The sequence below is a fragment of the Micromonospora sp. RP3T genome, assembly GCF_003027925.1.
Classification (GTDB): Bacteria; Actinomycetota; Actinomycetes; order Mycobacteriales; family Micromonosporaceae; genus Micromonospora.
Genome location: NZ_PYPS01000028.1, coordinates 1 through 25,050, shown reverse-complemented (window position 1 = coordinate 25,050; position 25,050 = coordinate 1). Strand labels below are relative to the sequence as shown.

General features: G+C 74.2%; 24 protein-coding genes and 1 pseudogene. 15 read left to right on the top strand and 10 right to left on the bottom strand.

Going from position 1 to position 25,050, the window contains the following annotated elements; genetic code table 11:
- Positions 1–151: 151 nt before the first annotated feature.
- Positions 152–715, top strand: a complete 564-nt coding sequence (locus tag C8054_RS21690) for a hypothetical protein (protein WP_107159530.1) — start codon at positions 152–154, stop codon at positions 713–715.
- A gap of 6 nt (positions 716–721) precedes the next feature.
- Here the strand turns inward: C8054_RS21690 and C8054_RS21685 are convergent, their stop codons facing one another.
- Genes C8054_RS21685 through C8054_RS21655 form a run of 7 tightly spaced genes read right to left on the bottom strand, consistent with a single transcriptional unit; the run spans position 722 to position 9,129 of the window.
- Complete coding sequence (locus C8054_RS21685; protein WP_107159528.1) at positions 722–1,321, bottom strand: hypothetical protein; 600 nt, start codon at positions 1,319–1,321, stop codon at positions 722–724.
- Positions 1,322–1,332: 11 nt separating this feature from the next.
- Positions 1,333–2,508, bottom strand: a complete 1,176-nt coding sequence (locus C8054_RS21680) for a M23 family metallopeptidase (protein ID WP_107159526.1) — start codon at positions 2,506–2,508, stop codon at positions 1,333–1,335.
- Positions 2,505–3,056 (bottom strand): hypothetical protein, encoded by a 552-nt coding sequence (locus C8054_RS21675; RefSeq protein ID WP_107159524.1) that lies wholly within the window; start codon positions 3,054–3,056, stop codon positions 2,505–2,507. Before C8054_RS21675 ends, C8054_RS21680 begins: the two co-directional genes overlap by 4 nt.
- A 6-nt stretch (positions 3,057–3,062) precedes the next feature.
- Complete coding sequence (locus C8054_RS21670) at positions 3,063–5,006, bottom strand: hypothetical protein (RefSeq protein ID WP_107159522.1); 1,944 nt, start codon at positions 5,004–5,006, stop codon at positions 3,063–3,065.
- Position 5,007: 1 nt separating this feature from the next.
- Positions 5,008–8,388 carry an ATP-binding protein gene (locus C8054_RS21665; protein ID WP_107159520.1) on the bottom strand — a complete coding sequence of 1,127 codons (3,381 nt, stop codon included), beginning with the start codon at positions 8,386–8,388 and terminating at the stop codon, positions 5,008–5,010.
- A 49-nt stretch (positions 8,389–8,437) separates the two neighbouring features.
- Positions 8,438–8,800, bottom strand: coding sequence for a hypothetical protein (locus C8054_RS21660; protein ID WP_089157613.1), 363 nt, complete (start codon positions 8,798–8,800; stop codon positions 8,438–8,440).
- 14 nt (positions 8,801–8,814) lie between these two features.
- Entirely contained in the window at positions 8,815–9,129 is a 315-nt protein-coding gene (locus tag C8054_RS21655) for a hypothetical protein (protein WP_091070155.1), read from the bottom strand.
- 360 nt (positions 9,130–9,489) lie between these two features.
- Between C8054_RS21655 and folP the strand changes: the two are divergent.
- From folP to C8054_RS21620, 7 genes and pseudogenes are all read left to right on the top strand, one after another.
- A pseudogene (folP, locus tag C8054_RS21650) lies at positions 9,490–10,362 on the top strand (dihydropteroate synthase); the annotation flags it as partial.
- Entirely contained in the window at positions 10,362–10,721 is a 360-nt protein-coding gene (gene folB / locus C8054_RS21645) for a dihydroneopterin aldolase (protein ID WP_107159514.1), read from the top strand. The pseudogene folP and the gene folB, both read left to right, overlap by 1 nt.
- Entirely contained in the window at positions 10,718–11,245 is a 528-nt protein-coding gene (gene folK / locus C8054_RS21640) for a 2-amino-4-hydroxy-6-hydroxymethyldihydropteridine diphosphokinase (RefSeq protein WP_107159512.1), read from the top strand. The genes folB and folK overlap by 4 nt, the downstream gene beginning before the upstream one ends.
- Positions 11,246–11,283: 38 nt before the next feature.
- Positions 11,284–11,772: a DUF3180 domain-containing protein gene (locus tag C8054_RS21635; RefSeq protein ID WP_199199875.1), complete on the top strand. Its 489-nt coding sequence runs from the start codon at positions 11,284–11,286 to the stop codon at positions 11,770–11,772.
- A 118-nt stretch (positions 11,773–11,890) separates the two neighbouring features.
- Positions 11,891–13,123, top strand: a complete 1,233-nt coding sequence (locus C8054_RS21630) for an ABC transporter permease (RefSeq protein ID WP_107159508.1) — start codon at positions 11,891–11,893, stop codon at positions 13,121–13,123.
- 113 nt (positions 13,124–13,236) lie between these two features.
- Positions 13,237–13,539 (top strand): hypothetical protein, encoded by a 303-nt coding sequence (locus C8054_RS21625; RefSeq protein ID WP_107159648.1) that lies wholly within the window; start codon positions 13,237–13,239, stop codon positions 13,537–13,539.
- Between the two features lie 82 nt (positions 13,540–13,621).
- Entirely contained in the window at positions 13,622–14,113 is a 492-nt protein-coding gene (locus C8054_RS21620) for a hypothetical protein (RefSeq protein WP_107159506.1), read from the top strand.
- Between the two features lie 168 nt (positions 14,114–14,281).
- Here the strand turns inward: C8054_RS21620 and C8054_RS21615 are convergent, their stop codons facing one another.
- Positions 14,282–15,274 (bottom strand): ABC transporter ATP-binding protein, encoded by a 993-nt coding sequence (locus C8054_RS21615; protein WP_107159503.1) that lies wholly within the window; start codon positions 15,272–15,274, stop codon positions 14,282–14,284.
- A gap of 2 nt (positions 15,275–15,276) precedes the next feature.
- Between C8054_RS21615 and C8054_RS21610 the strand changes: the two genes are divergently transcribed.
- The 4 genes from C8054_RS21610 (at position 15,277) to C8054_RS21595 (ending at position 20,270) form a co-directional block, all read left to right on the top strand.
- Positions 15,277–15,963, top strand: a complete 687-nt coding sequence (locus tag C8054_RS21610; RefSeq protein ID WP_107159500.1) for an ABC transporter permease — start codon at positions 15,277–15,279, stop codon at positions 15,961–15,963.
- Positions 15,964–16,018: 55 nt separating this feature from the next.
- A complete protein-coding gene (locus C8054_RS21605) occupies positions 16,019–16,741 on the top strand; it encodes an ABC transporter permease (protein WP_107159498.1) in 723 nt (240 codons plus the stop codon).
- Between the two features lie 223 nt (positions 16,742–16,964).
- Positions 16,965–17,969: a glycine betaine ABC transporter substrate-binding protein gene (locus tag C8054_RS21600; protein ID WP_107159495.1), complete on the top strand. Its 1,005-nt coding sequence runs from the start codon at positions 16,965–16,967 to the stop codon at positions 17,967–17,969.
- A gap of 132 nt (positions 17,970–18,101) precedes the next feature.
- Positions 18,102–20,270, top strand: a complete 2,169-nt coding sequence (locus C8054_RS21595; RefSeq protein ID WP_107159493.1) for a hypothetical protein — start codon at positions 18,102–18,104, stop codon at positions 20,268–20,270.
- A gap of 63 nt (positions 20,271–20,333) precedes the next feature.
- Here C8054_RS21595 and C8054_RS21590 read toward each other — a convergent pair whose 3' ends face one another.
- Together C8054_RS21590 and C8054_RS21585 are read right to left on the bottom strand one after the other, a co-directional pair.
- Complete coding sequence (locus C8054_RS21590) at positions 20,334–21,503, bottom strand: NADH-quinone oxidoreductase subunit D (protein ID WP_181570726.1); 1,170 nt, start codon at positions 21,501–21,503, stop codon at positions 20,334–20,336.
- Positions 21,500–22,564 carry an SAM-dependent methyltransferase gene (locus C8054_RS21585; RefSeq protein WP_107159646.1) on the bottom strand — a complete coding sequence of 355 codons (1,065 nt, stop codon included), beginning with the start codon at positions 22,562–22,564 and terminating at the stop codon, positions 21,500–21,502. Before C8054_RS21585 ends, C8054_RS21590 begins: the two co-directional genes overlap by 4 nt.
- A 210-nt stretch (positions 22,565–22,774) precedes the next feature.
- On the opposite strand from C8054_RS21585, the gene C8054_RS21580 reads away from it, so the two are divergent.
- The 3 genes from C8054_RS21580 to panD are packed head-to-tail and all read left to right on the top strand — an operon-like array spanning position 22,775 to position 25,008.
- Positions 22,775–23,710 carry a Rossmann-like and DUF2520 domain-containing protein gene (locus C8054_RS21580; protein WP_107159489.1) on the top strand — a complete coding sequence of 312 codons (936 nt, stop codon included), beginning with the start codon at positions 22,775–22,777 and terminating at the stop codon, positions 23,708–23,710.
- Positions 23,704–24,546, top strand: a complete 843-nt coding sequence (gene panC / locus C8054_RS21575) for a pantoate--beta-alanine ligase (protein ID WP_107159486.1) — start codon at positions 23,704–23,706, stop codon at positions 24,544–24,546. Before C8054_RS21580 ends, panC begins: the two co-directional genes overlap by 7 nt.
- A 30-nt stretch (positions 24,547–24,576) precedes the next feature.
- Positions 24,577–25,008 carry an aspartate 1-decarboxylase gene (gene panD, locus C8054_RS21570; RefSeq protein ID WP_107159484.1) on the top strand — a complete coding sequence of 144 codons (432 nt, stop codon included), beginning with the start codon at positions 24,577–24,579 and terminating at the stop codon, positions 25,006–25,008.
- Positions 25,009–25,050 lie beyond the last annotated feature (42 nt).

Below are 25,050 nucleotides of genomic sequence, written 5' to 3'. Positions count from 1 at the left end.
ACCGGGATGTCGGTCGGCGCGGTGAGCTGCGCGGCGGTGAGCAGACTCACCCCGTCGCCGGGCGATGTCCGCCCGGCGGTTCGCCACGATCCGCCAGTTCTGAGGCATTGGGTACGCGGCCCGCAGCCGATAACCTCAGGAGGTGGAATCAGTGCAGCCCCCCGCCGGTTCCCAGGTCTCCCGAGTGCCGGCGCAGCGGACCCCGCCGGAGCAGTTGGCGCCCCCCGCGCCGGCACCGGTTCCGGCCCACCCCAAGCGTCCGCTACGCACCGTGCTCGCGGTCGTCGCGGGAGTGGTGGCGTTGCTCTGCGCGGGCGGCGCGGTGGTCGGCTTCGTGCTGTACGACCGGGCCACCGCCCCGGACCGCAGCGCCCCGGACGTCGTGGTGGCCAACTACGTTCAGACTTATCTCATCGATCGCAATGACACCAAGGCTCAGGAGTTCGCCTGTAGAGACAGCGATGATCTTGACGGAATGCGTGCCTTGCGAGCGGAACTAGAGCAGCGTGAGGCCAACTTTGGGGTGGAAATTAAGGTGAGCTGGGGACCTCTCGTTCAAGTCAACAACGGGCGAGGGGAGTCCGTTACGACAACACTCGCTATCTCTAGCTCGCAAGACGGTCAGTCGCGGAGTAGCCGTCGTGAGGCTTGGCGGTTTGATCTGCTGAACAACAAGGACGGCTGGCGTGTTTGCGGAGCCAACAAGATCGGTTAGCGGTGGCTACTCCAGCCAGAGCAGGTGGACCGGTACCTCCAGGGTGGTCGGTGCCTGTCCGCGCCAGGCCCAGCGGTACCACTCCAGCTCAAGTGCCACCCGGACGCAGATGTCGCCGTCGGCGCCGGAGTAGGTCTCGGTGACGGCCCGCAGGTCACGCCGCTCCGCGCCGTCGTCGACGTGCACCACGCGTCGTCCGGTCACCGCGTCGGTCTCGAAGACCGGGGTGGGTGGTCGGCGGGTGGGCGCGTCCAACGAGACCAGCCGGATGCCCGACTCGGCCGGACCAGCCGGCGGTCTCCGTCCGCCGACCGTCTCCACCCAGACGCGTTCCACCGGCACCAGCGGCGCGAACACCTCCACCTGCTCGGACTCGGCCCGGTACCACTCGTGTTCCGGGATGACCGGCACGTAGGTGCGGCTGCCCTGCACCACCCGTTCGTCGGCGCGCAGGTCACCGCGCCAGCCCAGGCCGGGCAGGCCGACCAGCACCCGGCGGCCGCGCAGCTCGGTTCCGCCGGTGGCGGGCACGATCTCGATCGGGCGGGGTGGCAGCGGGGCCCAGTCGGGGCGGTCCGCGAACGGGTCGGGCAGCGGATTGCTCATGGGCGGCGAACTCATCCGGTCCCGGTGAGGGGCGCACCGCGCTCGCGCATGAACGGCACCGGATTCTCCGCACCGCGGCTGGACCGGTCGCTGTCGTGGTGCACCTCGAAGTGCAGGTGCGGGCCGGAGGAGTTGCCGCTGGTGCCGGAGAGCCCGATCACCTCACCGGCCGCGACCGTCTGGCCGGGACGGACCCGGGGTCGTTCGATCATGTGGCAGTAGCGGGTGATGAAGCCGCCAGCGTGCAGGATGTCGACGAACCACCCGCAACCACCCTTGTCCGGCCAGCCGTCCCGGTCGCAGTCCCGCCGGCCGGAGTGGTCGGGGTCGCACCTGGCAACCAGCACCCGGCCGGCCGACGCGGCGTGGATCTCGGTGCGCTTGTCCGCGGCCAGGTCCACGCCGTCGTGGCTCGGGCGGGCGTCGGTCCGGAAACCGGAGACCACGCCGCCGGGCAGCGGTGCGGTCCAGCCGGAGGCGGCGATCCGGGCCCCGGCGGCGGCGTCGCAGACCGCCTTGCCGGCGATCTCCACGGTCCGGGCCGCCCCGCCGGCCAGCGCGTCGACGATCCGCCCCGCAAGTTCCTCGTGTTTGGCATAGGCATCCGGGAATGCGCTGACCTGAACCCGCTGCGCCACCACGGACAGCGGCCGTTGCTGCCAGTTCGGCACCTTCACCATCTTCTGGTAGAACTTGCGCGCCGCGTACGACGGCGTCATCCGCTGTTCGACGCTGCCCCAGCCCGGCCGCTGCTGGAACAGGCCCACCGAGTCGTGGTCGGCGCCGACCCCCTCGTGCGGCAGTGCCAGCGACGCCGGCACGCGACTGTTGGCCAGGTTGCGCAGCGCCGACTCCTGCATCGCGGTGGCCAACGCGATCACCCACCCCCGGGCCGGCACCTTCATGTCCTGGCCCGTCTTGATGATGGCGGCGGCGTTACGCAGCTGGCCGTCGCCGTACTCGGCGAAGCGCGGCATGTCCCCGGTCAGCGTCACCTGATAGGTGGGGTCGCAGGTCAGGCCCGCGAGCTTCGGGTCCTCCCGATCACCGCCCAGCTCGGTGAGGAAGAAGGCGGCGGCGCCGCCCACGCAGCAGAGCAGGGCGAGTACGCCGGTGACCGCGGTGGCCAGCACGCCGACCCGGACCTTCCGCCGGACCTGCCCCACGGCGGCCGCTCCGGCGCTCACGACCGCTCCCAGTCGACCGCGTCCACCAACCACGGCCCGTCCGGGGCGACCAGTTCGAGCCGGAGTGTGCCGTCGTCCAGCGGAATCAGCGCCTCCACGAAGGTCTCGGTGCGGGGGCGGAGCGTCGGCGGGCCGGTGGTCCGCCGGGCCGGCACGGTCTCCGGGTCGGCCCCGGCCATCTTCTCCACCAGCGCGGGGGTGGAGAGCGGACGCAGCCGGGCCTGCCAGGCGTCGCCGGTGCTGCCCGGGCCGGCCAGCCAGGCGGTGGTGAAGCGTCCGGCCACCTGCTCGGGGGTGGGCTCGCCCGGGCGCGTCTTCGGGGCGACCGCCGCCGGCGGGCTGGACAGCACCCCGTCCTCACCTGCCTCGGGGTCCACGGTGCTGATCGGCTGGGTGGGACGGACGGCCACGCCGGCGCCCCCGTCGCCGGATCCGGAGACCAGCCGGGCCGTGCCGATCACCCCGAAGACGAGAACCGCGATCGCCAGCGCGATGCCGAGCCGGGACCGGAGGACCCGGGTGAAGAGGAACTCCAGCGCCCGTCGCATCGGAGGTCACCTGGCCTCGGAGCGGATCCGCGGCGCCGGCCGGGTGGCCGGTGCGGTCGCCCGGTCCGCCGAGTCGGGCCGATAGACGGCGTAGGAGGGAACCTCCTCGGGCACGTCCGGCTCGGTCCAGGTGGACGGTGCGCGGCGCGGCCGGGGTGCCGTGGTGGGCCGTCCACCGGTGCGCTCGGGCGCGGGTGCCTCGTCCGGCCGTTCCCGTCCGTCCGGCCGCTCCCGCTCGACGGGTGTGGCGGCGTGCGCCGGATCCTCGTGCCGGGCCTCCGGTCGGAGGCTGCGCTGGTCGGCGACGACGCCGCGACGCCGGCCGAACGCCGGCTCGTTGGTGCCGCCGGGCTCGGCGACGTCCAGCCGGGCGGCGACCCGCATGTCCCGGAAGAACCGGCGGTGCCACGAGCCGGCCGAGCTGACCGCCTCGCTGCTGTCCTTACCGCCGAGCTGGGTGATCCGTCGGTACGGCCGCAGCAACAGCCAGCCCACCACACCGCAGAGCCAGACCAGGACCACCTGGAGCCAACCCGGCAGGGTGGCCGTGTTCATGATCAGGTCGACGGCGAAGAGGTAGATGGCCGCACCGGTGCCGAAGATGGCGATGTTGAACACGGCGGCCACCACAGCGTTCGCCAGCCGGCGGAGCCCGGCGCTGGCTGGGCGCATCAACCCGACCGTGCCGAGGATGGGCGCGGCGATCACCGCCCACCGGAAGATCAGGAAGCCGAGCAGCACCAGCACCGACGCGGTGAGGTCGAACATGGCGAACAGCAGCGAGGCAAGCACCGCGATGAAGCCGGCACCGATCCGGTCCATGTCCTTGGTGCCCTGGAGGTACTCGTACGCCTCCGGATCCTCCGACTTGATCTGCTCGGCGACCCGGGCCCACTGCTGTTGCTTGGCCTTGATCACAACGTCGCGCGTCGCCGGGTTGCTTCGGATCGATGCTGCTTCGTCCCAGGTCAGCGATTTCGCGTCGTAGAGTGCCTGGCCGTACTTCTTGGCGGTCTCGCTGTCCGCGGAGCCGAGCACACCCCGCAGCCAGTTGCGGTAGAGCATGGTCTCGGTCGCGGTGTCGCTGGCCCGTACGGCCGGCGGGCGATGGTCCTTGCACGACTCGGGGTTCGGGTCATCGCACTGACCGGCAGGGGTGTCCTTCGCGGATGGGCCGACCGCGTCGTGCACCACGCCGAGGGTGGTGATCAGTGTGTTGTCGGCGATGTTCGCGGACTTCACCGGCCAGGCGGCCAGGGCGGTCACCGCCACCATCACCAGGATCGCCCAGCCGGCAGTGGTCATCGCGTTGCTCATGTCCGACTGGCGGGAGCGCCAGAGCAGGTAGAGGCCGACCACGCAGATGGTGATGATGCCGAAGACGCTGAACACCTTCTGGTAGACGGCCTTGGTGGCCTGCTCCACCAGCGGGTCCGCCCAGCGCCACATGGTCCGTGGGTCCCACGCGCGCTCCCGCAACGCGTTCGACGCGCCGATCACCGCGTTGGCGAACATGAACTCGCCGTTCGCCACCATCGTGGTGAAGCGGTAGTCCGGGTGCAGCACGGACGAGGCGCAGCCGCCGTCCACGTCGTACGTGGTGTAGCTGTAGCCGGCGTACCCGTAGTCGCTGTAGAGGCCCTTGGGGCCGGGCTGCTTGGCGGAGTCGGGGCGGGCCGCGAACCAGCCGGCGAGGCCGGAGTCCGGTGCACCGGGCACCGGCGCGTTACGGCACTCGACCTGGTCCTCGCTGACCGCCTTGAGCTTGCCCACGCAGGCGCGGAAGTCGGCCTGCCACTCCTTGGTGCTGCACAGTTCGGCCCGCGCCTGGGCGGCCGGGCCGGCCGCGTACGCGGGTGTGCCCCCGATCAGCGGCCAGGAGATCGTGGCCCCGGCGAGTACGCCGAGGGCGATGAGGAGCGCCGTGATCCGTGCCCGGGCCCTCGCCATGTCACGCCTCCAGATCAGCCAGCACGGTCGGCAGTTGGCCGGCGGCCTGGGCGACCGCGGCGGGGGTGGTGTCCAGGTGCTTCAGCAGCCCGTCGACGTACGACACGTCGACCCGGACCTTCTGCACGCGTCCGTCGACGTCGCGCATGACGAACTCACGGAACCCGAGCCGGTTGGCGGAACCGCTGTCGGCCTGGGAGAGCGAGGCGAGAGTCGCCTCGTAACCGTCGTCGACCGGCACCCGGAGCAGCCGCAGTGCCTCGGAGGCGATCTCGCTGTCCTCGGCGATCCGGCCGACGAAGACGGTGGAGACGAGGTTCTGCACGTCGAGGCCGAGGATGTCCTTCGGGTTCTGCGAGGCGACCAGCGCGGCGAGGTTCCACTTCCGGGAGTCCCGGGCGAGCCGGACCAGGAACGACCGTCCGGAGCGCCAGCCCTCCATGAAGTGCGCCTCGTCCAAGCCGACGAGCTTCCGGGAACCCATCGACCCGCCGTAGCAGCGGCGGACCGCCAGCCGGTGCGCGGTGTGCAGCATCGGCAGGGCCAGGGCTTCCTCGGCCGACCAGTACTCCCGCTCGATCTTGAGGTCGGGCAGCCGGAGGCCGGCCATGGTGATCACGGTGAGCGCGGCGTCGGCGCCGAGCAGTCCTTCCGGCGGGCGGCCGAAGAAGAGCATCGCCAGCGGCATCTCGGCGGTGTCGAGCAGCAGGTTCGCCAGTTCGCGGCCGGCGTCGTCGTCGAGCCCCTGGAGGCAGGCGACCACGTCGTCCAGGGTGGAGGTTTCCTCGGCCGGCACCTGGCGTACGGCGTGTCGGAACAGGGTGGCGGTGGACGCCTCCCGGGCCACCTGCGGTGGCACCAGCATCATGCAGATGTCCTGCACCAGCATCCGGCGTTCGGCGCGGGCGTTGGAGACGGCGATCTCGAACTCCCGGTCGCCGGCCGCCCCGGTGCCGAACTCGCTGCGCAGCGGCGTGGGGATCAGCGCGTACGGGGCCAGCGTGCCCTGTTCCGAGCCGGTCAGGTTGAGCACCCGCGAGTAGGGCGCCAGCTCGGGCATGGCGCAGAGCCGGGCCAGCGGGCCGGACGGGTCGAGCAGCGTCACCTGCACGCCGCGCCGCGCGGCCAGGTAGCCGAGCGCCCCGAGCAGCGTGGACTTGCCACCGCCCGGTTCGGCGACGAAGACGGCGAGCCCGGAGCGTTCGCGTACCTCCATCGGGAAGTGCAGGTCGAGGAAGACCGGGCGGCGGCAGGTGCCGGCGGTCCGGCCGATCAGGTCGCCGCGCCGGTCGCCGACCGTGGACGCGGCCTGGGGCAGCGCGGCGGCGAGCAGTTGGACCGGCATCCGTCTGACGTATCCGGTGTTGGCGATGGGCTCGCCGGGGATGAACTCACGGGCCAGCCAGTCCTGGTTCTTCGGATGCTGGAGCGAGATGCGCAGCTCGCGGGAGTAGAGCTGGATGAGGCGGCGGGCCCGCTCCAGGCATTCCTCCCGGGTGCGACCGCCGACCGCGATCCGGTGCCAGCCGTGCGCCCGGGCCGAGTCGACCGGCAGCCCGGTGGTCATCTCGTCACCGATCACCAGCGCCCGTTTGGCCAGCCGCTCCAGCTCGGGTGGGGCGTCGATGCCGTGCTCGGCGTAGTCGAGCTGCTGGGAGCGGATCATCCGGAGCCGGTGTTCGAGGTTCCGGAAGGAGTCGTTGGGGCCGAGGAGGTCGACCCGGGTGGACAGCTCCATCGGCCACGGCAGCCGCTCGTGGAAGTGCAGCCAGGGCTCGTGCCGCTCGGGGATCTCCAGCGGTTCCATCCGGCCGACCGCGAGCACGGCCACGTGCCGTTCCTCGCCGGTCATCCGGTTGACCAGCTTCACGGTGGAGCCGTACGGGGTGCGGTAGCGCTCGACCTGCTCGGTGAGGGCCAGCAGGTCGCCGCGTTCCCACCGGCCGTTGGTGATCGGGGAGAGCACGCCGGGCGGCGCCATGCAGAGCGCCACCGAGCGGTAGAGCAGCCATTCCAGCTCGGGCGCGGTGACCCGGCGACCGCGCATGCCGAACGCGCCGAGCACCTCGTCGAACTGCTCGACGGTGCGGCCCAGCCGGCGCCGTTCGCCGTCGGCGGTGCCCCGGCCGAACGTGCGCAGCAGGCGTTCGGTGAGCGAGTCGCCGAGCGACCGGCGGGCGAAGGTGACCCCGAGGTAGGTCTGGCCCTCGGCGTGGTTGACGGACATGAGGTGCCGCTGGGCGGAGACCAGGTGGTCGGCCCAGCCGGCGGTGCCGGCCACGTCGGGCAGCGGGGTGGCGGTGTGCGCGTCGATGGTGCGCGCCCACTCGTCGGCCGGGAAGGGCCGGGTGGTGCGGCGTAGGTGCAGCCGGAACCCGGCCAGGCCGGCGTACTGCTCGGAGATCGCCGAGAGCAACGCCTCGCGTTCCGCGTCGGGGCGGAACGCCCAGCGCACCTCGGGCAGCCAGTACCAGGCGGTGACCGTGTTGGGGGTGAAGGTGAGGTGGCCGGCGATCTCGGTGATGGCCAGCTCGACGGCCGGGTCCCGATCGCCGAACTTGATCTTCGGGGCGCGGACTCGGGCCGGCTTGGCCGGCTTGTTGCGGCGGTCGGCCGAGCGTTGCCGGGGCGGCGTCACCTCACGGTGCGCGGGCCGGCCGACCTCCCGGGACGGCGTCGGCCGGTCCGGCAGGTCGGGTGCCGGCTCCCGCGGGTCGGTGCGGTTCGCGGCGGCTCCGAGCTCGGCGTGCGCGGGCGGCGGGAGCACGGGTTCGGCTGCCGGCGCCGGCTCGGTGGTGGGGCGCAGCGCGAGCCGGTCGCCCGCCTGCAGCGGCACCCGGCTGCGGGTCGCCGGCGGCGGGTCGAGCGCGGGCGGCTCGGCGGGCGCGGCGAGCGCGTGCTCCGGCCGCTGTCGCTCCATCGCGCGTACGCCGGGGGCGGGCTCCCGGGCCGGCGGTTCGGGCCGGACCGGCGGCGCTGGTTCGGCCGGTGCGGCGGGCTGGTGCGGGATCGGCAGCGCGTCGCGCCCGACGCCGCCGACGCCGCGTCGGGGTGGGGCCACCACCGGTTCGACCGGCAGGGCCGGCGGGGTGGCGGCGGGGCGGCGGACCCGGGGCTGCGCGCCGCCGAACAGGTCGAGGAACGGCGAGTCGATGTCGCCGTCGGGACGGACCGCCTCGCGCGCGTCCCCACCGCGCGGGCCGAGCGGGCGTGGCGGCTGGAACACGCCGACGCGGCCGTGGCCGGGGCTGGTGACGAGCGCCGGGTCCAGTACGACCTCGTCCAGATCCTCGTCCGGTGGGTAGTCGAATGATCGCGCACGGTTACCAGGCGTGTCGGCCGGGCGTCCGGCCGGGGAACCCGGCGTGGAGGAGCGACTCATGCGACCGCCTCACCCGCGTCGTTCGTCTGCGTCGTCGGCCTGCGCCCGGTCATGCCAGTTCCTCCCGGATCCTGATCCGGCTCGCGACGAGGCGCGGATCGCGCAGCTCGGCGGCCGGCTCCCGGGTGCGTCGCCAGTCGGTCAGCGCGGTCCGGATGACCATGCGCGCCGGCCGGTCCGGGTCGACGTACCGGAAGATGAACGAGGTCGTCACGATGGCGAGCGAGATCTCCCAGGCGGGGAAGAGCTCGACCTGGAGCGTGAACAACCAGTGGATGAACACGTAGAGGGGTACGAGCAGCATGAACAGGCCGTACTGGGCGTACGGCAGATGGACGGGCAGGGTGTAGCCGGGCGGCCCCAGGTAGACGAGGCGAGCCCGGTAGATGTCGTCGTCGGTGCGCAGCCGCATCGTCGCCCAACGCCCTACTCGAAGATGAGGTTGATCAGGTAGTCGCCGACGAAGAAGAGTGTGGCCGCGCCGGCGATGAAGGCCAGCCCGATGATGGCGATGGCGGAGCTGGTCAGCACCTTGGAGATCTCACCCCGGCTGGCCCGCCCGATGAAGATCACGCCGAGCACGGCGAGCAGGATCGGCGCGACCTTGCTGGCGAAGAATGTGACGACGTTGTCGGTGTCGATGCCCTTCGGAGCCGGCTCGGCGAGTGGAGTCGACGCCAGGGTGTGGAGCGCGTGGTCGACGGCGGTGGACGCCGTTGCCATGAGCTCGATGGCGATCACTGGAAACCTCCCCAAAGGTCGCGGCCGGCGGCGCCGCGATGGTGCAGTTGGACAAGCCTGGCGGGATGGTGCTCGACGGGAACAGCGCCGTCGACGCTGCGTCCGTCACCCACCACGAAGAGTGGTGAGCTTTGGGCGGATTCTTCCCGCTTCGGCCCTCCCCTCCGGGCTTCGCCATCTCGATGCTGGGCAATTCCAAAGCGTACGGGCCGGCCACCTTTGCGACAAGCCGCGAAGAGTGGACCCGCTTCGACCCGGACGACCGATCGTACGCCTGTTCCAATGTGCACGTCAGGGGCGTCGTATCCGGGTCGCGCCCGGTCGCCGGAAGCCCTGCTGGCGAACGGTACTGTCGGGTCCGTGACCGATCTGGTACGAGCGGACGCCCCGGTGGTGATGGGCGTCCTCAACGTCACCCCCGACTCCTTCTCCGACGGCGGCAGATACGCCGATCTGGACGCCGCCGTCGCACACGGGGTGCGACTCCGCGAGGCCGGCGCGGACCTGGTCGACGTCGGCGGCGAGTCCACCCGGCCCGGCGCCGACCGGGTCGACGCGGAGACCGAGACCGCCCGGGTGCTGCCGGTGATCCGCGAACTGAGCGCCGCCGGCATCCCGGTCAGCATCGACACCAGCCGGGCCCGCGTCGCCGAGGCGGTGCTCGCGGCCGGCGCGGACGTGGTGAACGACGTCTCCGGCGGGCTCGCCGACCCGGACATGGCCCGGGTGGTCCGGGACGCCGGCTGTCCCTGGGTGCTCATGCACTGGCGGGGCCACTCGCGCGGCATGCGCGACCTGGCCACCTACCCCGACGTGGTGGCCGACGTCCGGGCCGAGCTGGGCCAGCGGGTCGACGCGGCGCTCGCCGCCGGCGTCGCCGCCGACCGGATCATCGTCGACCCCGGGCTCGGCTTCGCGAAGACCGCCGCGCACAACTGGGAACTCAGCGCCCGCCTGCCCGAGCTGGTCGACCTCGGCTTCCCGCTGCTCTTCGGGGCCAGCCGCAAGTCCTACCTGGGCCGGCTGCTCGCCGATCCGGCCGGCGAGCCGCGCCCCACCGCCGGGCGGGCGGCCGCGACCATCGCGACCAGCGTGCTCGCCGTCGCCGCCGGCGCCTGGGGGGTACGCGTGCACGACGTCCGCGGCACCGTCGACGCGCTCGCGGTCTGGCAGGCCACCGGCCGCCCCCGACTGGCCACCACGAGCGCCGGCACGACCGGGGAAGGACATCGATGACCGACCGGATCGAGCTGACCGGCCTGCGGGCCCACGGGCGGCACGGGGTCTACGACTTCGAGCGGGCCCAGGGGCAGGAGTTCGTGGTCGACGCGGTGCTCGAACTCGACCTGGCCCCGGCCGCCCGCTCGGACGAGGTGACCGACACCGTGCACTACGGCGAGCTGGCCGAGCGGCTGGTCGCGGTGCTCACCGGCGAGCCGGTGAACCTGATCGAGACGCTCGCCGACCGGCTCCTCGCGGTCTGCCTGGCCGAGCCGCTGGTCGCCGCCGCGACGGTGACCGTGCACAAGCCGGAGGCCCCGATCCCGCACGCCTTCCACGACGTGGCCGTCACCATGCGGCGTACCCGGTGACCCGGGCCGTGCTGTCGATCGGCAGCAACCTCGGCGACCGCCTCGACCACCTGCGCGGCGCGGTGGCCACGCTCGGCGGCGACGTGCTGCTGGTCTCCGGCGTCTACGAGACTCCACCGTGGGGGGACGCCGACCAGCCCGCGTACCTGAACGCGGCGGTGATGGTCGCGGACCCGGCGGCGACGCCGGCGGACTGGCTGGCCCGGGCCCGGGCCGCGGAGGCGGCGGCCGGCCGGGCCCGCGACCCGGCCCGCCGGTACGGGCCGCGGACGCTCGACGTGGACGTCGTCGCGGTCTGGGACGCCGCCGGGCAGCCGGTGCTCAGCGACGATCCCGAGCTGACCCTGCCGCACCCTCGGGCGCACCTGCGCGCGTTCGTGCTGCGGCCGTGGATCGACATCGAGCCGCACGGCCGGCTGCCCGGGCACGGCTGGCTGACCGACCTGCTCAACGCCGAGCCGCTGGCCGCCGACGCGCTGGAACTGAGCCCACGGCCCGATCTGACGCTAGAGTCGGACGCATGAGTACGGCCCGGCCCCCGCAGGACCCCGACCGCTTCCGGATGGGGCCGACCCGGGTCTCCACGCTGGTGGTGGCCGGTCTGGCCGCCGCCGCGGTGGCCTGGCTGCTGATCAGCGGTTTCTACTACGACTTCGCCCCCGATCTGCCGTGGCTGCCGGTGATCACGCTGGCCGGGCTGGCCGTGCTGGAGGGCTACGCGGCGGCCAACACCCGCGCCCGGGTCGAGCGCCGGCCCGGCCGGGAGCCGGTGAACCCGCTCCTGGTCGCCCGGTTCGTGGTGCTCGCCAAGGCGTCCGCGCTGGCCGGGGCCATCTTCGCCGGCTTCTACGCCGGGCTGGTCGGCTGGCTCTTCGTGGAGCGGACCAACGCCGCCGTCGGTGACCGTCCGGCCGCGGTGTCCGGCCTGGTCGCCGCGCTGGCCCTGGTCGCCGCCGCGCTCTGGCTGGAGCGCTCGTGCCGGGTGCCCGAGCAGGAGGACGACGAGGACCGGGAACCGGGCGATCGGGAGACGCCGCGCGGGCGCCGCTGAGCAGAGGGTTTCCCCCGTCTCCGCCCGCAGGTACCGTCCCTGGCGACCGGAGAGCGACGGCCGCCGCCGGTCCGCCCGCCGAGTGGGCCGGACGCGGCCACCTGGGAGGCACGGGCCAATGGGGTACGACGAGTCGGGCCGGACGGCGCCACCGGACACGCCGTCCGGCGTGCCCGCCGCGGTGCTGGAGAACGTCTTCGACGACCCCTCCCACGGCGAGCCGGGCCGGGACCGGATCGCGGTGCACGTGGTCTGGGAGTTCCTGCTGCTGGCTGGCCTGATCACGGTGACCTGGCTGCTCTGGCGCGAGGATTCGGACGCGTTGCGCGGCGGCACCCTGAAGATGCTGCTCGTCGACGTGGCCGGGCTGGGCCTGCTCACGTTGGCCGCCGGACTGAGCCTGCGGGCCGCCGCGGTGAACCTCGCGGTCGGCCCGGTCGCGCTGGCCGCCGCGGTGCACTTCGCCGAGCAGGGCGACCGGGGTCTCCGCGACGCGCTGCTGCCGGCGCTGGCGGTGGCGGCGGTCGGTGGGCTGGCGCTCGCCCTGGCCGTCGTGGTGCTGCACGTGCCAGGCTGGGCGGCGAGCCTGGCCGCCGCGGCCGGCGTGATCGTCTGGCTGGAGCGCCGGACCGCCCCGGTCGCGGTCCAGGGCGACTACGACCCCCGCCGCACCGCGCTCTACCTCTTCGTCGGCTTCGCCGCGGTGGCCGTCCTCGGCGGTCTGTTCGGCGCCATCAAACCGGTACGCCGACTGCTCGGCCGGTTCCGTCCGGTCGCCGACCCGGCGCGGCGGCGGGGCGCGGTGGCCGCCACGGTGACCGCGCTGGCGCTCGTCGGCTCCACCGTGCTGGCCATGCTCGGCGGCGTGCTCATCGCCGCGAACGGGCACGGCCCGGTCCCGCCCGGCACCGGGCTGGACTGGTCCGTGCTGGCGGTCGGCACCGTGCTGCTCGGCGGCACCAGCGCGTACGGCCGGCGCGGTGGCATCTTCGGCGCCCTGCTGGCGGTCTGCCTGGTGGTGGTGTTCCAGATCTGGGCCGACTCGCACGGCTGGACGGTCAGCCGGTGGGCGGTGGGCGGCGCCGTCCTCGGCGCCGGGCTGGTGGTCACCCGCCTGGTGGAGACGTTCGGCCGGCCCCGCCCGGCCGGGCCCGCCGCGGGCGCGCCCGCGCCGATCCGGCCGCCCGGCGACGGCACGATCAGCGGCGGTTGGGTGATGCCGCCGAGGCCCGAGCCGACCGACACCTGGCCGTCGGTGCTGCCGGTACGGGACACCGACACCCCGGTCGACGCCTGGGAGGCGCCGCGCTGGGAGAACGAGCCGCGACGCTGGGACACCGACGGTCGCTGACGGTCACCGCCCGGTTGGCCGGCCGTCTGGTCGCCGCGGGCGTCGGCCGGGGCTCGGCCGGTGGCGTGGCGTCCGGCGGGCCGGAGCTGATCTCGCCGGTTAGGCTCGGCGGCATGACGGAGACTCCTGCCCCCGGCGGCCGTACCTTCGACGAGCTCGACAAGCTCTCCACCGAGGAGCTGCGCGAGCAGGCGTTCCACCTGGCCCGGGAGCGTCGCGACGTCAGGTTCTTCTGGTCGGTGCTGCGGCACCTGCCGAACGCCGACGAGGCCGCGGCCCTGGACGGCGCGCCCAACTCCGTCGGGCCGACCATCGACGAGGCCAACGCGCTGTGGCGCGAGCTGACCGGGCACGGCTACGAGGAGTCCGCGCCGCTGCTGCGGGCCGCCTTCATCGACTACCTGATGAAGCACTGACCCGATGGCCGTACGCCGGCCGGCGGCGGTCCGACGACCGGGCAGGTTTGCCCGCCGCGGTGCCCCGGGAACTGGCCGTGCCATGGCCCTCACCAACCGCCCCCGCACCGTCAGCCGGTACGGCACGGCCGCCGGCACCGGCACGCTCGCCGCGTTCCTGCTCGTCGCGGTCGGCGGCAGCCCGATGTACGTCGGCTGGGCGCAGCAGCACACCGACCCGACCGGCGCCGGTGGCTGGTTCCTGCGGCTGCTGGCCTGGCCGGCCTGGCGCTGGCACGCGGACGAGGGGATGCTCGCCACCAACCTGCGGGCGATCCTGTTGATCGTGCTGGCCGCGGCGCTGCTCTACCTGCTGCCCGGTCCGCAGGTCGACCGGGTGGCGGCCTTCGGCAGCCAGTTCCTCTCCGGTTGGGGCGCGTACGCCCTGGCCGCCGGGCTCAGCGCGTTGCTCGCCACGCTGCTCGGGCCGCACGGCACGCTCTACGCCGCGTTCCAGGCCGCCAGCACCGGCGCCGCGTACGGCTTCTTCGCCGGCTGGATCGTCGGCCTGGCCAGCCTGGGCGGCCGGGCCTGACCTGAGCCGGGGATCGTCGGCCTGGCCAGGTCGGGCCGGCCGGGGCGGCCGGGCCTGACCTGAGCCGGGGATCGTCGGCCTGACCAGGTCGGGCCGGCCGGGGCGGCCGGGCCTGACCTGAGCCGGGGATCGTCGGCCTGGCCGGGGCGAGGGTGCGGTCGGGCCGGCTCAGTCCACCGCGCCCAGGGTCAGCACCCGGGTGCGGGCGAGCAGCCCGAGTGGACGACCGTCCTCGGTGACCACGGCCCGGTCGGCGCCGGCGGTGAGCAGCGTGCCCAGCGCGTCGTAGGCCGAGCTGCCCAGCGCCACCGTGGGCAGCCCCTCGGTGTCGCCGGCCGGGAGCGGGTCGAGCACCGCGCGGGTCACCGGGGTGACCGCGAGCTGCCGGATGCCCCGGTCGGCGCCGACGAACTCGCGGACGAACGCCGAGGCGGGCGAGCCGAGCAGCGCGGCCGGCCGGTCGTACTGTTCCAACACGCCGCCCTCGGACAGCACCGCGATCCGGTCGCCCAGCCGGACCGCCTCGTCGAGGTCGTGGGTGACCAGCACGATGGTCTTGCGGACCTCGGCCTGCAACCGGAGGAACTCCTCCTGCAACCGGGTCCGGACGATCGGGTCGACGGCCGAGAACGGCTCGTCCATCAGCAGCACCACCGGGTCGGCGGCGAGCGCGCGCGCCACCCCCACCCGTTGCCGCTGGCCACCGGAGAGTTCGTGCGGGTAGCGCTTGCCGAACTGCGCCGGGTCGAGCCCGACCAGTTCCAGCAGCTCACCGACCCGGGCCCGGGTGCGGTCCCGGGACCAGCCCAGCAGCCCCGGCACGGTGGCCACGTTGGCGGCCACGGTCTGGTGCGGGAAGAGACCGACGTTCTGGATCACGTAGCCGATGCGGCGGCGCAGCGTCACCGGGTCGACCCGGGTGACGTCGTCGTCGCCGAGCCGGATCCGCCCGTCGGTCGGCTCGATCAGCCGGTTGATCATCCGCAGCACGGTGGACTTGCCGCAGCCGGACGGGCCGATCAGCACCACCAGCTCGCCGGCCTTGACCTCCAGGCTCAGCTCGCGGACCGCCTCGGTGCCGTCCGGGTAGCGCTTGCGGATGCGCTCCAGCGTGATCGAGGCGGCGCCGTGACCGGCGGGGGTCTCCGGGGTAACGTCCACGTGTGTTCCTCCACCTGAGCTACCGGGCCGCCCCGGGTAATCCGTGGTTCTCCTGGCGGTACGTGCGGGACAACTCTGACAGCATCCTCGCCGCGCTGCGCGAGCACACCTGGCTGACCGCCCGGGCCGTGGTGATCGCCGCGCTGGTGGCGCTGCCGCTCGCGGTGGCAGCGTACTGGTTCCGGTCGCTGGCCGCGTCCATCCTGGCGCTGACCGGGGTGCTCTACACGATCCCGTCGCTGGCGCTGTTCGCGTTCCTCGCCCCCTACCTCGGCATCGGCGCGGTGACCGTGCTCACCGTGGTGGCCCTGTACGCGCTGCTGGTGATCGTGCGCAACACACTGGCCGGTCTGAACCAGGTGCCACCCGAGGTGCGGGAGGCCGCCGAGGGCATGGGGTACGGCCGCTGGGGCCGGCTGTTCCGGATCGAACTGCCGCTGGCGCTGCCCGGCATCCTCACCGGCGTACGCCTGGCCACCGTCTCCACGGTCGCGCTGGTCACGGTCGGGGTGGTGGTGGGCCGGGGCGGGCTCGGCCAGCTCATCTTCGCCGGGTTCCAGAACAACTTCTACAAGGCGCAGATCATGACCGGCACGGTGCTCTGCGTGCTGCTGGCGCTGGTGCTCGACCTGGTCCTGGCCGGCGTGGGCCGGCTGCTCACCCCCTGGCTGCGGGGACGGCAGTCGTGAGCGCGCGGAGCGCAGCCCGGCGGAGCCCCGCGGTCGCGAACGGAAGGTCGGCTCGATGAACCCGGTCGAGGCGGCGGTGACCTGGCTGAACGACCCGCTGAACTGGACCAACCCCGGCGGCGTGCTGGACCGGCTGGGCGAGCACCTGAGCATGTCCGCGCTGGCGGTGCTGCTCGGCTGCCTGGTGGCCTGGCCGATCGGCCTCTGGCTCGGGCACAGCGGTCGGGGCGGCGGCATGGTGCTGCTGGTCTCCAACGTCACGCTGGCGATCCCCACGCTGGCGCTGCTGACCATCCTGCCGCTGACCTTCCTCGGGTTCGGCCGCGCCTCAGTGGTGGTGGCGCTCGCCGTCTTCGCGGTGCCGCCGCTGCTGGCGAACGCGTACACCGGGGTCCGGCAGGCCGACGCGGAGGCCCGGGACGCCGCGCGCGGCATGGGGCTGTCCGGCGGGCAGGTGCTGCGCCGGGTCGAGCTGCCGCTCGCGGTGCCCTACCTGGCGGCCGGGTTCCGGACCGCGGCCGTGCAGGTGGTGGCCACCGCCGCGCTGGCGTCCTTCGTCAACGGCGGCGGGCTGGGCCAGATCATCCGCGCCGGCTTCGGTCTCGACATCGCCGCCGGCGGCGGCCAGATCATCGCCGGCGGCGTCCTGGTGGCCGGCCTGGCGCTGCTGGTCGAGGGCGTCCTCGCGGTGGTGGAGCGGCTGGTCACGCCGCGCCCGCTGCGGCGGGCCCGGCGGCGGGCGAACCGCCGCGCGTCGGCGGCCACGGCCGGCGGCTGACGCCCGGCCGCCGGGCGGGTGACATCCGGCCGCCGGGCGGGTGACGAGACGGCGGTCACCGTCGCGCGGCCCTCTGGTGACGATCCGATGACGAAAACCGCTCCGAATTTGTCGGTCCGGTCCGTGAGGATGTTGGGTGAACTCACGGGCGGCGCACGGATCGCCCGTCGGACACGCGGCCGGCCCGAAGGGGCCGCGCCGGGACACGGAAGGCGGGCATCTGATGCGCGCACGTTCACGGCTGGTCGCGGGGGCCTTCGGCGCCCTCGTCGCGGCGGGTCTTCTCACCGGCTGCGGCGACGCCGGCTCGTCCGGCACCGACGCGCCCGAGGCGGGCGCCTCGGGCGCCGGTTGCGCCCCGGTGGCGGGTGACCAGCTCGTCGTCCTCACCGACGACAAGAAGCTCCAGAACACCGACAACGTCCTTCCCGCGATCAACAAGAAGGCGGCCACCCCGCAGTTGGTCGCCGCGCTGGACAAGGTCTCCGCGAAGCTCGACACCCCGAAGCTGATCCAGCTCAACCGGGCGGTCGACGTCGACCGGAAGACGCCCCAGGTGGCGGCGCAGGAGTTCGCCGGCGCCAACGGCGTGACCGACGGGATCGAGAAGGGGCCGGGCGGCCAGGTCACGGTCGGCGCCGGCAACTTCAGCGAGAGCCAGACCGTCGCCGAGCTCTACAAGATCGCGCTCACCGCGGCCGGATACCAGGTCAAGGTGCAGACCATCGGCAACCGGGAGCTCTACGCGCCGGCCCTGGAGAAGGGCCAGATCCAGGTCGTCCCGGAGTACGCCGCCACCATGGCGGAGTTCCTCAACACCAAGGCCAACGGCAAGGACGCCCAGCCGATCTCCTCGCCCGAGCTGGAGAAGACGGTCGCCGCGCTGAAGACCGAGGGCGACAAGTCCGGCCTGGTGTTCGGCCAGCCGTCCCAGGCGCAGGACCAGAACGCCTTCGCGGTCACCAAGGCCTTCGCCGACAAGTACGGCGTCTCCACGCTCTCCGACCTGGCCGCGAAGTGCTCCGGTCAGGCCACCGTGCTGGCCGGCCCGCCGGAGTGCCCGCAGCGGCCGAAGTGCCAGGCCGGGCTCGTCGAGGTCTACGACTTCAAGGCTGGCTCGTTCAGCTCGCTGGACGCGGGCGGCCCGCAGACCAAGAACGCGCTGAAGACCGGTTCCGCAAGCGTCGGTCTGGTCTTCTCCTCCGACGCCGCGCTCGCCACCAGCTGACCGCTCGCCGTTGCCGCCGGCCGGTGTGGCCGGTCGGCGGCGCGGCGGAACCGGCGACCCGGCCGACGGTGCGGGCATCCGACTGTGCCGACCCGTTCCACTCCGATGGAACTCTCGGTAGTCTGCTCACCCATGCCCGCCTCGGTCGCCCCCGCCGACAAGCGCACCCCCACGCCACTGACGATCCTGTTCTGGACCGGTGTGGGGTTGGCCCCCCTGGCGGCGCTGATCCTGTTGGTCGCCGACGGCAACGGCACGCTCCGGTTCGGTGCCGTGCTCGCGATCCTCGCCGTCGTGCTGATCGGCCTCTCCATCGCGCTGCGGGCCGACAACGGCGGCGACGGGGCCGTGTCCGAGGGCTTGCGCGATGAGCTGGAGCAGCTCCGCCGGGAGTTGCGGGCCGAGATCGTGGCCGCCGCCCAGCGTGGGAACCAGGCGCTCGACCAGGCGCGACGGGCGGAGGAAGCGGCCGGCGCGGTGCGCCGACGGCTCGACGCGGCGGCTGCGGGCCTGGCCGCCCCATCCGCCGAGGACCGCCCGGGCGGACGGGCCCGGGTCCCGGTCGCCGGGGCGTACGACGCGGGAGCGGCGCATCCGGCCGGCCCCGACGAGGACGAGCCGAACCCGGCGACGGGGGGTCGCTTCGGCACCGACCAGCAGGTCGAGTCGCCGTGGGCCGGCCGTTCGGACGCCACCGGCCGCCACGGCGACGACCGGGCCGAGCGATCCGCTTCCGACGCGTACGCCCCGGCGGGCCGGGCACGCCCCGAGCCGCCCGGTGTCGATCGCGACCGCCCGGCCGGCGAGCACGCCGAGTCCGGCGGCCACGCGGCGGGCCCGGCCCGGCCGCGCGCGGAGTTCGGCAGCTACGGCACGGAGCCGCCGCCCACCGGGCGGGACGCGGAACGGGCCGCCGCCGGTGGGTACGGCGTGGCGCGGGTACCCGGACCGGCTGCCCGGCCGGAATCCCGTCCGGTCGGGGTGGTCCACCACACCGAGACCGTGCACGTCACCACGCGGCACACCGTCGTGGACGGCGGCGCCGACCCGGCCGGTACCCGGTACGGGGGGTACCCCGGCCGCTGGTCCCCGTCGGCGGAGGACCGGCCGCCCGGCATGGAACCGGCCGCCCGGCGCGGTGCCGGCCACCGTGAGCCGGCCGGGGACGACCACGCGCGCGCCGGTTGGCCGGGTGCCGGGCCGGACGCCTGGCCCGGATCGCCGTCGTCCGGCCCGGAGCGGGCGTGGCCCGACAGTCGGGACGACGGCGGACCGGACGGCGGCGTGTGGCCGGGTTCGCGGGCTCACGGCGGTGCCTGGCCCGCTGCCCGGGACGACAGCGCATGGCCGGGTGCACGAGACGACGGCGCGCGGGACTACGGCGCGCGGGACGGCGGGGCGTGGCCCGGTTCGCGGGACGAGGGCGGACGGGCTGGCGGCTTCCGGCCGGACCCACCGGGCGACGGACAATTCGGCACCGGCACCGGCACCGGCACCGGCACCGGCACCGGCACCGGCACCGGCGACGGGCGGGAGCACCCCTGGGCCGGCGTCGGCCGTGCCGCGGGCGGTGCCCGGGGGTGGCCGGCGCGGCCGGCGGAGGACGGTTGGTCGACCGGCTCGCGGCCGGGCCGGCCGGCGGACGAGCAACGCCCCTGGTCCGGGTCGACCGACGACCGGGCCGGTCGGCCGTCCCTCGCGGAGGCCGGTTGGCCGCCGACCGGCACGCCCGAGCGGACGGCGTCGCCCGAACCGTACGGCCGCGCGGCGGTCGGCGAGCCGGACGGTGGCCACTGGTCCGAGTTGCGGGCTGGCAACCGCTGGGCCGAGGTCCGCGACGACGGTCAGGGACGGGAGGTCCGGGTCGGGGAGCGGCGGGCCGCGGTGCACGCCGACGGCGGTGGCACCGGGTACCGGATCGAGGACCGGTGGGCCTCCGTCCGCGGCACGCCCACGCCACCCGGCCACGACGGTACCGGCCCGACCCGCCACGTCCGCGAGCCGGCGCACCACGACCGCGAGGCGGCGTACCACGACGTCGGGGCGTCGCGGTACGAGCGGGAGCCGTCGCCGGGCGGCGGCTGGTCGGGGGAGGGCCAGCCGGCGCTACCGGCCGGTGGGGTGCCGATGCCGGACGCGTGGCGACCGCCGACCCAACGCAGCGGCCAACCGGAGTGGCGGCAGCCCCAGCCCGAGTGGCGGCAACCCGGGCCGGAACGGCAGCCCGGGCCGGAGTGGCGTCGCCCGGAGCCGGACGGCTACGGCCCTCCGCCCGGGGACACCGCCGACCGCTGGCGCTGACACGACGCCCACGCCGACAGCACCGACACACCGACGCGCGGGGCGGCGTCGCCGCGCCGCAGCTCACTTGTCGATGTCGCCCACCACGAAGAACATCGAGCCGAGGATGGCGATCAGGTCCGGCACCAGACAACCGGGCAGCAGCGTCGACAGCGCCTGCACGTTCGCGTACGAGGCGGTGCGCAACTTCAACCGCCACGGCGTCTTCTCGCCCCGCGACACCAGGTAGTACCCGTTGATGCCGAGCGGGTTCTCGGTCCAGGCGTAGGTGTGCCCCTCGGGCGCCTTGACGACCTTGGGCAGTCGGGTGTTCACCGGCCCGCTGATCCGGTCCACCCGGTCCAGGCACTGCTCGGCGAGGTCGAGCGACGCGTACACCTGGTCGAGCAGCACCTCGAACCGGGCGTGGCAGTCCCCGGCGGTCTTCGTCACCACCGGCACGTCGAGCTGGTCGTACGCCAGGTAGGGCTCGTCGCGGCGCAGGTCGAGGTCGAGGCCGGAGGCCCGGCCGACCGGCCCGGACGCGCCGAACGCGGCGGCGTCGGCCGCCGAGAGCACGCCGACGCCGACGGTACGGGCCAGGAAGATCTCGTTGCGTCGGATCAGGTTGTCCAGGTCCGGCATCCGGCGGCGGACCTCGCCGATGGCGGCGCGGGCGCGACCGGTCCAGCCGGCCGGCACCTCCTCCTTCAGGCCGCCGACCCGGTTGAACATGTAGTGGATCCGGCCGCCGGAGACCTCCTCCATCACCGCCTGGATGGTCTCCCGTTCCCGGAACGCGTAGAACATCGGCGTGATCGCGCCGATCTCCAGCGGGTACGAGCCGAGGAACATCAGGTGGTTGAGCACCCGGTTCAGCTCGGCCAGCGCCATCCGCAGCCAGGTGGCGCGCTCCGGCACCTCCATGCCCATCAGCCGTTCCACCGCGAGCACCACGCCCAGCTCGTTGGAGAACGCGGAGAGCCAGTCGTGCCGGTTGGCGAGCACGATGATCTGCCGGTAGTCGCGTACCTCGAAGAGTTTCTCTGCGCCCCGGTGCATGTAGCCGACGATCGGCTCGGCGGCGACCACCCGCTCCCCGTCGAGCACCAGGCGCAGCCGGAGCACGCCGTGCGTCGACGGGTGCTGCGGCCCGATGTTGAGCACCATGTCGGTGCCGAGTTGCTCACCGCCGGCGCCGGTCCCGACGGTCAGTTCGCGGAGGTCGCCGGCGTCCGTGGTCATGCCCGTCATCGTGCCAGAAGCGGAGCGAGGTCGACGCCGACCGGCTGCCACAGCCACCAGTGCCCGCCGAGGCCGGTCGGGTCGGTCAGCTCGGCCACCGCCGACGCGGTGGCCAGCGCCCGCAGGTAGCCGGCCGGGTCCTCCGAGGCCAGGCTCAACGGCGGTCGCCCGCCGTCGGCCCCGAGCGCCCGCACCGCCGCCCGCTGCGACACCAGGGTGTACGCGCACCGCGCGACCCGCTCACCGGCGGAGGCGACCGAGTCGATGGCGACGTGCGCGGTCACGTCGCACGACCCGTCCGGCACCGGCGGCACCTGCCGCCCGTTCCGGTACCCGGTCAACGTCCCGTCCACGGGCCGGGCGTCGCGCAGGTGCCCGTAGTCGACGGCCAGCGCCGCCCCCCGCCGTACCCGCCCCACGGCCTCCGCCCACGCCTCGTCCCGCCCCCGTCCGATCTCCACCCGCCCCCACCCGCCCTCGTCGATCAAGGAGTTTGCGTCCTGGTCGGGGTCTCCGCCCGACGCAAACTCCTTGATCAACGAGGTGGGGGTCGGGGTGCGGGGCCACCAGCGGGTCAGCCAGGCGGTGTCGGCGGGGGAGAGTGGCGGGCCGGGGGACTCCGCGCCGGTGGTGGGGTCGACCAGGAGGTGACGCCAGCCGTCGGCGGTGTGGGTGGCGACGTCCAGGGGGACGTTGTCGAGCCACTCGGTGGCCAGCAGCAGACCGGTGATCTCCGGCGGGAGGTCGGACCGCCATTCGATCTCGGCGGGCAGGCCGGCCGGGCGGGCGGCCTTCTCCACCGCGACGAGTCGGATCCGCTCCGCCAGCGACGGCTCGGTGGGCGTCGCCACGACGGCGCCGAGCAGCGCGCGGAGCAGCTCGGCCCGCCCGGCGCCCACATCGACCACGTCCAGCCGGGCGGGGTGGCCGAGTGCGAGGTCGAGCGCGGTGAGGACGTGCCGCAGGCAGGAGGCGAACACCGGGGACGCGTGCACGCTGGTGCGGAAGTGGGCGGCCGGCCCCGGACCGGAGACGAAGAAGCCGTCCGGCCCGTAGAGCGCGGTCTCCATCGCGTCACGCCAGCGCAGCACCGTCAATTCATTCCTCGTTCCAGGCACGTCACCGTGCCGACCCTACGGTGACCGGACACGAGGCGGACCGCTACGGTGCGCCAGCCCTCCCGCGCCGGTGAAGGTTTTCACACCTTCTTGTCCCGGCTCCGTGACCACGGCGCATACTTGCCATCGACCGGTACCCCCTTCGAGGACTGGATCGCTGCCATGAGCGCACCGCTGCGCCCGCGGGTCCACCGCGCCCCGCTCGCCTTTCCCCGTACCCTCACCGTCGGTGTGCTCGGCACCGGCCGGGTCGGCGCCGTGCTCGGCGCGGCCCTCGCCGCCGCCGGTCACCTGGTGGTCGCCGCGTCCGGCGCGTCCGGCGCCTCGCGGGCCCGGTTGGCGCTGCTGCTGCCGCAGACCCCGCACCGGCCCGCTCCCGCCGTGGCCCGCGCCGCCACCGACCTCCTGCTCGTGGCGGTCCCCGACGACGCCCTGGCCGCTGTGATCGCCGACCTGGCCGCCACCGGCGCGCTGCGCCCCGGGCAGGTCGTGGCGCACACCTCCGGCGCGCACGGGCTGGCCGTGCTGGCCCCGGCCGCCGCGGCCGGCGCCCGGCCGCTCGCGCTGCACCCGGCGATGACCTTCACCGGTACGCCGGACGACCTGTCCCGCCTGGCCGGCAGCTCCTACGGGGTGACCGCCCCGGCCGAGCTGCGCCCGTTCGCGGCCCGGCTGGTGGCCGATCTGGGCGGGGTGCCGGAGTGGGTGGGCGAGGCCGATCGGCCGCTCTACCACGCGGCGCTCGCGCACGGCGCGAACCACCTGGTGACAGTGGTCAACGACGCGGCCGACCGGCTGCGCGACGCCGGGGTGGACCGGCCGGAGAAGGTGCTGGCCCCGCTGTTGCGGGCCGCCCTGGAGAACGCGTTGCGGCTCGGCGACGACGCGCTGACCGGCCCGGTCTCCCGGGGCGACGCGGGCACCGTACGCCGGCACCTGGACCGGCTGGCCGCGACCGCGCCGGAATCGGTGCCGGCCTACCTGGCGTTGGCCCGACGGACGGCGGACCGCGCCGTCGCGGCGGGTCGCCTGCACCCGGCGGACGCGGCGCCGCTGCGGGACGTGCTGGACGGGATGGAGGTGGCCTCCTCGTGGTGAACGTGGTGCACACGCGGAAGGAGTTGGCGGCGGCCCGGGACGGGCTGGCCGGCACGGTCGGTGTGGTGATGACCATGGGTGCGCTGCACGAAGGGCACGAGACGCTGCTGCGGGCCGCCCGGGAGCGGGCCGACCGCGTGCTGGTGACGATCTTCGTGAATCCGCTCCAGTTCGGCCCGGACGAGGACTTCGACCGCTATCCGCGCACGCTCGACGCGGACCTGGAGATCTGCCGCCGGGTCGGGGTGGACCTGGTCTTCGCGCCTTCGGTGAACGAGATGTATCCGGAGGGACCGCCGACGGTGCGGCTCGACCCGGGCCCGCTCGGCGCGGACCTGGAGGGCCTGAGCCGGCCCGGCTTCTTCCACGGCGTGCTCACCGTGGTGCTGAAGCTGCTTCAGCTCACCCGTCCGGACCTGGCCCTCTTCGGCGAGAAGGACTACCAGCAGCTCACCCTGGTCCGCCGGATGGTCCGCGACCTCGACGTGCCGACCGAGATAGTCGGCGTGCCGACCGTACGCGAGCCGGACGGCCTGGCGCTGTCCAGCCGCAACCGTTACCTCTCCGCGTCGGAGCGGCGGGCCGCGCTGAGCCTCTCCGCCGCGCTGCGCGCCGGTGCGGCGGCGGCGGAGCGGGGTGACGACGCGGGCGCGGTGCTGGCCGCCGCCCACCGGGCGTTCGACGCGCCGGAGGCCCGCCTCGACTATCTGGTGCTCACCGACACCGATCTGGAGCCCGGCCCGGTCTCCGGCGCGGCCCGGCTGCTGATCGCCGCCTGGGTGGGCGCCACCCGCCTGATCGACAACACGGCGATCCACCTCGCGCCGCGTTCCTGACCCCTCCACGAATCGCGGAAAGGCAACCCGATGCTCCGGACCATGCTCAAGTCGAAGATCCACCGGGCCACGGTGACCCAGGCCGACCTGCACTACGTCGGCTCGGTGACGGTGGACGAGGATCTGCTGGACGCCGCGGACCTGCTCCCCGGCGAGCAGGTCGCGATCGTCGACATCACCAACGGGGCGCGGCTGGAGACGTACGTGATCCCGGGTCGCCGGGGCAGCGGCGTGATCGGCATCAACGGTGCCGCCGCGCACCTTGTGCACCCCGGTGACCTGGTCATCCTCATCTCGTACGGGCAGATGGACGACGCCGAGGCCCGCACCTGGCAGCCCCGGGTGGTGCACGTGGACGCCGACAACCGCATCGTCGACCTGACCGCCGACCCCTCCACCGCCGCTCCCGGCACCGCCGGCACCCCCGTCCCCAACCCCCTCGCCGCCCCCTCCCTGTCCTGACCCCGCCCCTCGCCGAGGGGGGTGGGCCGGGGTCGGGGGAGA